The 8,199-nt window shown below is 71.9% G+C and carries 7 protein-coding genes; all 7 read right to left on the bottom strand.

The genetic code is table 11. The features are described 5' to 3' along the window. A partial coding sequence (locus tag C1J01_RS10055) for a hypothetical protein (protein ID WP_146615532.1) occupies positions 1-444 on the bottom strand: 444 nt, incomplete at its 3' end. Between the two features lie 94 nt (positions 445-538). Next, positions 539-2,809 (bottom strand): glycoside hydrolase family 43 protein, encoded by a 2,271-nt coding sequence (locus C1J01_RS10050; protein ID WP_111178432.1) that lies wholly within the window; start codon positions 2,807-2,809, stop codon positions 539-541. Then, positions 2,806-4,275: a sulfatase family protein gene (locus C1J01_RS10045; RefSeq protein WP_111178430.1), complete on the bottom strand. Its 1,470-nt coding sequence runs from the start codon at positions 4,273-4,275 to the stop codon at positions 2,806-2,808. The genes C1J01_RS10050 and C1J01_RS10045 overlap by 4 nt, the downstream gene beginning before the upstream one ends. Beyond that, on the bottom strand, positions 4,272-5,240 hold the full coding sequence (locus C1J01_RS10040; protein ID WP_111178427.1) for an aliphatic sulfonate ABC transporter substrate-binding protein: 969 nt from the start codon (positions 5,238-5,240) through the stop codon (positions 4,272-4,274). Before C1J01_RS10040 ends, C1J01_RS10045 begins: the two co-directional genes overlap by 4 nt. A gap of 35 nt (positions 5,241-5,275) precedes the next feature. Then, positions 5,276-6,055, bottom strand: coding sequence for an ABC transporter ATP-binding protein (locus tag C1J01_RS10035; RefSeq protein ID WP_111178424.1), 780 nt, complete (start codon positions 6,053-6,055; stop codon positions 5,276-5,278). Further along, entirely contained in the window at positions 6,052-6,861 is an 810-nt protein-coding gene (locus tag C1J01_RS10030; RefSeq protein ID WP_111178421.1) for an ABC transporter permease, read from the bottom strand. The genes C1J01_RS10035 and C1J01_RS10030 overlap by 4 nt, the downstream gene beginning before the upstream one ends. After that, positions 6,858-8,114: an ROK family transcriptional regulator gene (locus C1J01_RS10025; protein WP_111178419.1), complete on the bottom strand. Its 1,257-nt coding sequence runs from the start codon at positions 8,112-8,114 to the stop codon at positions 6,858-6,860. The genes C1J01_RS10030 and C1J01_RS10025 overlap by 4 nt, the downstream gene beginning before the upstream one ends. Positions 8,115-8,199: the final 85 nt, after the last annotated feature.

The following is an 8,199-nucleotide window of genomic DNA, read 5'->3' as shown; positions in this document are numbered from 1 at the left end:
GGTCAGGAGGGTGGAGGCGTAGGAGGGGTCGCCGGGGGTTATGGCGGTTACGGCGGATCGCACGCCGTGGTGGGTATCCGGAGAAGGGCTACGGTCGTGGGCGGTGAGGGCGTGCAGGATCGCTCGGGCGTGCCGGTCGGCGGTTTCGACCGCATCCTCTTCGGTGGCGAACGGGAACGTTCCCGTGAGCATGCCGCGCTCCCGGACCGGCACGAGGTGTTCCAGGGTGTGGATACGCCACCTGAGCTCCTGCCGGGACTCGTCGAGGAACGCCCGCGCGCGGTGCAGGGCCGCGGCGGAAGGGTCGCCGGCCCAGTCCTCGCCCGCCTCGGCGATCGCCGCGTCGAGCAGAGGACGGAGCCGGTCGAGAGCCTCTTTTCCCGCCTCCATCCGGCGGATCACCGCATGCGCCCCGCGGGGGTCGATCCCTACGAACTCCCGCATGAACCCTCCCAGAGGGTGTGGTCACCGGCCGGTGAGTCAAGCACACCGGCCGCGCCGGGCGACACACGTTTCACAGAACGGGAATCGCCCGTCGTCAATCGCGATACGTCCGCACGTAGTCGAACGCGGCCACGGCGCCGGCCCGGTTCATGGAGATCAGACCGATCCTGGGCCTGTCCTTCGCGGGCAGCGTCCAGACGCCGCCCGGCACCCAGCCCTCGCCGTCCCGGCTGGTCGCCGCACGCACCTCGGTCTCGTCGTTCGCGGCGTCGTGGTGGTACGACAGCCGTAGCCACATCGTCTCCGCCGTCGGCCCGCCGAACATCGGCGCGTTGAACACGGCGGTCGGCGGCGTGGTCGTCGGCCGCTCGCCCTCCTTGCCGAACTCGCTGACCCGCAGCACGGCTCCGTCGCCCCGCTGCAGCGGCAGCGCCGAGTGGGTCAGCTTGAACCAGCGGTCGTCGTTCTCGTACAGCAGGATGCCGGCCTGCTGGTTGCCCTGCGACGGCGCGAAGCGGAGCTTGGCCTCGACCGTGTAGTCGCCCTCGGGCGCGTCCCGCAGCAGCACCGACGCCGTGTTGTTGTCGCGGTACAGCTCGGCGTTCTGCGTCGGCCAGGTCAGCGTGCCGTTGGCGACCGAGACGCCGGCGGCGGGGCCGCGCACCCATCGCCAGCTCGCGTCGAGCGCCGTGCCGTCGAACTCGTCGCTGTACTCGGGCAGCGGCTCGCCCGCCGCGGGCGCGGGCACGCGCTCGGTGACCGGGGTGTGGAGCCTCGCGGCGCCGACGTTGTCGGCGTCGGCCGTGCCGCGCGCGACGGCGCCCACGGAGCCGTGGCGGGCGGCGGCCCGCGGCAGGGTGCGGGTCTGCTCGGCGACGGCGTCGCCCAGCTTGTCGGCGCTCACCTGCACGGTCAGCTCGGCGCCGCGCAGCTCGGCCACCACGGCGTGCCAGACGCCGAAGTCGAACGCGGCCGGCAGCGGCGTCACCTGCTCGCCGCGGCTGCGGCCGCCGATCACCACGTCGGTGACCAGCGCGCCGCGCTCCGCGTCCAGCCACGCGACCACGTTGTTGTTGCGGTTGACGTGGGCCAGCGTCAGACCGGCCGCGCCGTCGGCGACCCGCAGGTCCGCCTGGGCCCGTACGTCGGCGGCGGCCGTCTTTCCCGCTGAGACGAGATACGACAGGCCGCCCGTGTGGGTGGCGTACCCGTGGGCGTCCCGGTCGGTCCGCGCCGACCAGCCGTCCTCGGCGCGCCAGCCGGTCAGCGAGCCCTCACCGAACGCGCCGCCCGCCTCGTACGACGTCACCGGCGCCGGCTGGTCGCCCTCGGAGGGCCCCGCCCCGGCGCGGACCACGGGCCAGCCGTCGATCCAGTCGAGCCGGTCGATCAGCAACGGGCGCTTGCTCAGCCCCGTCAGCCGCCCGCCGCCGATCGGCGGGAAGTCCGGGTCGGCCGTCGAGATGCCGTGGTAGACGAGCCAGTCCTGGCCGGACAGGTCGGTCTGGAAGCCGCTGTGGCCGGGGCCGGCCCAGCGGTTGCCGTTCGCGCCCACGACGACGGCGCCCTTGGAGGTCAGCGCCATCAGGTCCACGCCCTCGTCGTCGGTGAACGGGCCGAACGGGCTGGTGGAGCGGCCGGCCTTCACCTGGTAGCCGCTGAAGGCGCCGTCGCAGCAGCCGGCGTCGGAGTAGAAGAGGTAGTAGAAGCCGTCGCGGCGGACGACGTACCCGCCCTCCATGCGGCGGCCCCGCGCGACCTGCCGGGCGGGGCCCTCGACGCGGGTGGCGTCGGCGTTCATCCGCGCCACGCAGATGACGTCGTAGCTGCCCCAGTACATGTAGTGCGTGCCGTCGGCGTCGGTGAACTGCGCCTGGTCGATGTGGCCGGTCGGGCAGGTCGACTGGGTCGCGGCGGGCAGGATGTCGCCCCGGTCCGTCCACGGCCCGGTCGGCGTCGGCGCGGTCGCGAGGCCGAGGTCACCGCCGGCCAGCGAGTAGTACAGGTGGTACTGGCCGTCGATGTACCGGATGTCCGGTGCCCAGAGCCGCGCGCCGTTGTGCCAGGCGGGCTCGGTCTGCGGGGTGAAGACCTCGCCGGCGTACTCCCAGGTCACCATGTCCGCCGAGCGCAGGATCGGCAGGATGCGCTCGCCGGCCTCGCCCTTGCTGTGGAACACCGGGTTCTGGGTGCCGTAGGCGTACCAGAGGCCGTCCTTGGCGTGGATCATCGTCGGGTCGGGGAAGGTGTCCACGACGCCCGCCGACACCGGGTTGGCGTACGCGGCGGGGGCCTGCGCCGCGGCGGGTAACGGGTCGACGGCCAGCCCCGCCAGCAGGGCGGCGAGGCCCAGGAGCCTTCTCATGCGGGGGCGTCCTCCTTCTCGAAGGAGCTCAGGGTGGGGTCGTAGTCGAGGGCGCCGATGTCGAACATCGGGGTCATCCAGTGGTAGAAGTTGTCGCCGCGCTCGCGCAGCAGGTCGTACAGCCGGCGCATCAGGCGGCGGCGCACCGGCGCGAGCTCCGGGTGGGTGTAGCGGTTGCTCAGCTCGTGCGGGTCGGCGTGCAGGTCGTACAGCTCGTTGACCGACTCCGGGTTGACGATCAGCTTGTAGCGGTCGTCGCGGATCATGCGCTGCGGGTACGGGAAGTGGTGGCCGTGGAACTCCGCCAGCAGCTCGCCCGGCCACTCCGGCCGCTCACCGCGGACGAGCGGCACCAGGCTGCGGCTGTCCACGGCCGGCCCGGTGTCGCAGCCGGCCAGCTCCAGGATCGTCGCCGTGCAGTCGGTCAGCGTCACGAACTCGTCCCTGACCTGCGGTCGCTCGCCGGGGATCCGCACGATGCCGGGGATGCGGTAGATGTCCTCGTACATCGCCGGGCCCTTGTCGTGCAGGCGGTGGGCGCCGGTGAACTCGCCGTGGTCGGCGGTGAAGAACACCGACGTCTCATCGCTGAGCCCCAGCTCGTCCAGTTTGTCGAGGATGCGGCCGATCTGCCGGTCGATCAGCGTGACGTACCCCCAGTAGACCGCGATCAGCTTGCGGGTGACCTCGATGGGGATCGTGTCGAACGTCCAATGCGCGCTGTAGTTGCGCTGCACCGGAGGCTTGCCCTCGAACGTCTCGGCGATCGAGGCCGGCAGCTCGACCAGCGCCGGGTCGTACATGTCGAAGTACTCGTCCGGCAGCAGGTACGGCAGATGCGGCCCGAAGAAGTGGGCGGCCAGGTAGAACGGCCGGCCGTCGGCGGCGTACCGCTCCAGGTGCTCGATGGCCCGGGTCGCCAGGTAGGCCTCGAACGTCGCCTCCTCCGGCTGGTGCAGCCGCGCCGCGAGCAGGTTGCCGCGGTTGCCGTTCGGCGTGGTGCCGCGGATCAGGTCCGAGATCCTGTACGGCGGCAGCCCCCGCTCCTCGAGGTACGCCAGGTAGTCGGGATGGTCGACCGGGTTGTGCCAGCCGGGCAGGTCGGGGCCGTCGAAGCCGTAGGAGGCGGCGTTGCGGTGGGTGCCGCCGTGCCACTTGCCGATCAGCCCCAGCTGGTAGCCCTGCTCCTTCAGCGCCTGCGGGAAGGTGAACGCGTCGTCCCGCAGGTCCTCCAGGTAACCGACGTTGCGCTCGTAGTTCGCCAGCAGCCGGTGCCGGAACGGCGCCTGCCCGGTGAGCAGGCTGGCGCGCGCCGGCGTGCAGATGGCCGTCGGGGTGTAGAACCGGTCGAAGCGCGTGCCGGTCGCCGCCAGCCGGTCGAGGTTCGGCGTGGCCACGTGCGGGTTGCCGTAACAGCCCAGGGTGTCGACGCGGTGCTGGTCGGTCATCAGGAACAGCAGGTTCACTTCGCGTAGGCCTTCGTGTAGAGATCGCCGGTGTAGTACGTCGCGGGGTCCGGCTTCGACTTGAGCTGGCCGGTGCCGACGAAGAAGTCGGCCAGGCTGTCCAGCCACTTGCCGACCGTGCCGTCCTCGGTCTTGGCGACCAGGTCGGCGGTGGTCATCGTCTGCACGTTCGCCGCGTCGGCCTTGACCTTGGCCGGGTCGAGCTTGAGCAGCGCGGCGGCCTCGTTGATCGACTCCTCGGGGTGCGCGGCCCGCCAGTCGTTGGCCTCCTGCAGCACCTTGATCACCTTGTCGGTCAGCTCGGCGTCCGGGTCGGGGCCGCTGACGAACGCCGTCGGGAACGAGTTGTCGGGGAACTCCTTGGTGCTGGCGATCTCCGTCATGCCCGGCACCTTCTGCTTGATGGTGTCGATCAGCGGGTACCAGATGCCGGCCCCGTCGATCTGCCCGGCGGCGAACGCCGACACCACGGTCGCCGGGTCCATCGGCACCTTCTCGATGTCGCTCGGGGCCATCCCGGCCTTCTTCAGCGCCAGGTTGAGCACCATGTCGCCGGACGTGCCCTCGGGCACGCCGACCTTCTTGCCCTTGAGGTCCTGCATCGTGGCGACGCCGGGCCGGCCGATGACGCGGTCGGCGTACGCGAGCGTGTTGACGGCGACGACCTTGGCCTTGCCGGAGGCGGGCAGCCACATCGCGCCCGGGCCGATGTAGCCGAAGTCGAGGTCGCCGGCGCCGAGCGCCTGGATCTGCAGCGGGCCGTTGGTGAACACCCTGATCTCGGGGGTGAGACCCTGCTTGTCCCACAGGCCCTGCTTGCCGGCGATCGCGAGCAGGCTCGCGCCGTTGTAGTCGCTGATGTAGCCGAACCTGACCGTGGAGCCGTCGTCGGAGCACGCGGTCACGGAGAGTGTCAGGAGGCTCACCGCCGAGGCGGCCGTCAGGGCGCGGCGAAGAGAACGCATGGCGGATCAGTCCTTTCCGGGGGATGGGGGTACGGTCAGGCCGCGGGCACGGCCGGCGGCTGGTGGTAGACGGCGTGCCAGACCTCGTTGCGGAGGCGCCCGAACTCGGGCGACAGCCGCATCTCCTCGGTCCTCGGGTACGGCAGGTCCACGTCGATGACCTGCTGGATGCGGCCCGGCCTGGCCGCCATCACGACGACCCGGCGCGCCAGATAGACGGCCTCGTCCACGTCGTGCGTGATGAACATGACCGTGCGCTGCTCCTTGCTCCAGGTGTCGAGGAGCTGGTCCTGCAGCTGCACGCGGGTGAGCGCGTCGAGCGCGCCGAACGGCTCGTCCATGAGCAGGACCTGCGGGTTCACCGCGTACGCGCGGGCGATCGCGCAGCGCTGCTTCATGCCGCCGGACAACGTCTTGGGCAGCGCGTCGGCGAAGTCGGACAGCCCGACCAGCTCGATCGCGTGCTCGGCCCGCCGCCTGCGCTCCTCGGCCGGCAGGTCCATGAGCTTCAGGCCGAACTCGACGTTCTTGCGCACGGTCAGCCACGGGAACAGCGCGTACTGCTGGAAGATCACGCCGCGCTCCGGCCCCGGGCCGGTCACCGGCCGGCCGTCGACCAGCACCTCGCCCGCGCCGGGCTCGACGAGCCCGGCGGCCATGCTCATCAGCGTGCTCTTGCCGCAGCCCGACGGGCCGACGACCGTGACGAACTCGCGGTCGGCGATGTCCAGCGACACGTGGTCGAGCGCCGTGAAGACGCCGTCCTTCATCGGGTACGTCTTGACGACGTCCCGGAAAGAGATCTTGGTGTTCAACGGCGCTCCTGCCAGTCGGTGAGGCGTCGCTCGGCGAACAGCAGCAGTCGGTCCATCAGCAGGCCGAGCACGCCGATGGCGATCAGGCCCACGAAGATCGTGGACAGGTCGTAGTAGAGCTGGGCCTGCTGCATCCGGAAGCCCAGGCCCTCCTGGGCGGCGATCAGCTCGGCGGCGACGAGCGTGCCCCAGGCCGCGCCGAGCCCGACCCGCATCCCGACCAGGATGAACGGCGTCGAGGCGGGCACCACGACCTTCGCGAAGATCGTCCGGTCCGAGGCGCCGAGCACACGGGCGGCGTTGATCAGCGTCTTGTCCACGTCCACCACGCCCTGGAACGTCGACACGACGCTGGACAGGAACGCCGCCAGAAAGATCACGAAGACCTTCGGCACCTCGCCGATGCCCATGAGCACGATGGCCAGCGGGATGATCGCCAGCGGCGGGATCGTCCGGAAGAACTGCACGTACGGCTCCAGCAGGCCGCGCGCGGTGGCGTACCAGCCCATCAGGAAGCCGATCGGGACGGCCAGCAGCGTGCCGAGCAGGAAGCCGAGCAGGACGCGGCGCAGGCTGGCCAGCGCGTCCAGCGGCAGCGTGCCGTCGGCGATCAGCTCGCCGGCCCTGGCCGCCACCGCCAGCGGGGTGGGCAGGCCCTGCACGCCGACCGTGGCCAGCAGCGTCCACACGACCAGGCCGGCGACGACCGCGATCAGGTTGAGCGTGAGGGCACGCCTCGGGCGGCCGGCGCCGCGCCGCGCGGCCCGCGCCTCGGACGGCTTGCCCACCGCGGTGAGCTGGGTCATGGGTGCCTCGATGGGGTCATGGTGGGGTCCTTTGCGAGATCGGGACCGGCTGGATAGCGGGACAGCAGGGGAGACTCGTGCAGCACCAGGGCGATGCCGCCGAGGGCGCCCGCGACCTCGCCGAGCCTGGCGCGGCGCAGGCTCAGCAGGTGCCGGGAGACCGGCATGACGTGGTCGTGCAGCGCGCGCTCGATCGGCCGCATCAGCGCCTCGCCGGTCTCGGTCAGCTCGCCGCCGATGACGATGACGCCGGGGCCGATCGTGTTGCAGACGGCGGCGAGCACGGCGCCGATCTTCGTGCCGACGTCCTCCAGGAGCGTCAGTGCGGGCGTGTCGCCGGCCGTGACCGACTTGGCCAGCTGCGCGACGTCGTCGGCCCGGCCGCCGACGGCGCGGTAGGCGTCGAGCACGGCCCTGATCGAGGCGACGGTCTCCAGACAGCCCGTGCCGCCGCACTCGCAGCGCGCGCCGCCGGGCTCGACGGTGATGTGGCCGAACTCGCCGGACAGGCCCTGCGTGCCGCGGTGCAGCGAGCCGCCGATCACCAGCCCGCCGCCGACGCCGTGGGACAGGCGCAGGTAGAGCACGTCCTGCTCGCCGGCGGCGGCGCCCCAGATGGCCTCGCCCAGGGCGGCCAGCCGGGTGTTGTTGTCCAGCAGCACCGGCACGCCGAACCGCTCGCGCAGCAGGAGTTGCACAGGATGCGGCGCGGGCCCGTCCGCGGCCGGGGCGTCGCCGCCCTCCGCTGACGCGTCCGGCCCGGTGACCGGACCGGTCACGGGGCCGACGACGCCGACGCCGATCGCGTCGAGCGCGCCCAGGCGCAGGGCTCCCGAGCCGGTGCCGGTGAGGGAGCCGACGAGCCGCTCGGCCAGCTCGACCCGCCGCTCCCACGGCAGGTCGGCGTCGTGCGGCTCGCTGACCGCGCCGACGACCTCGTGAGCCACGTTGACGGCGGCGACGTGCAGGCCCCGGCGGGCGAAGTCGATGCCGATCGCCTGCCCCGCGTCGGGGTTGAGGGTCAGCGTCTCGGCGGGCCTGCCGCGGCCGCGGGGCGCGTCCTGCTGGCTTGCGGCGACGACGGTGCCGCTGGCGACCAGCGAGGCGAGGATGTCGTAGAGCGTCGTGCGGGACAGGCCGCAGCGCTTGCCCAGCTCGCCCCGGCTGAGTGGCCCGTGCTTGCGCAGCAGGCCGAGCACGAGCTGCTCGTGCCCGCGCCGGAGCTGGGCCAGGGGACCACGGGGTGGTGACATGACGCCGAGTCTGCCGACGTCGCGGGTTTTTCGTCAATAACCCGGAAAAAATAATTCCGTTCCGGAAACAGCGGCTGTCAGCTGC

This window comes from Nonomuraea aridisoli, from assembly GCF_003236395.1.
In the GTDB taxonomy this organism is placed as follows: Bacteria; Actinomycetota; Actinomycetes; order Streptosporangiales; family Streptosporangiaceae; genus Nonomuraea; species Nonomuraea aridisoli.
This window is presented reverse-complemented; position numbering and strand designations above follow the sequence as displayed.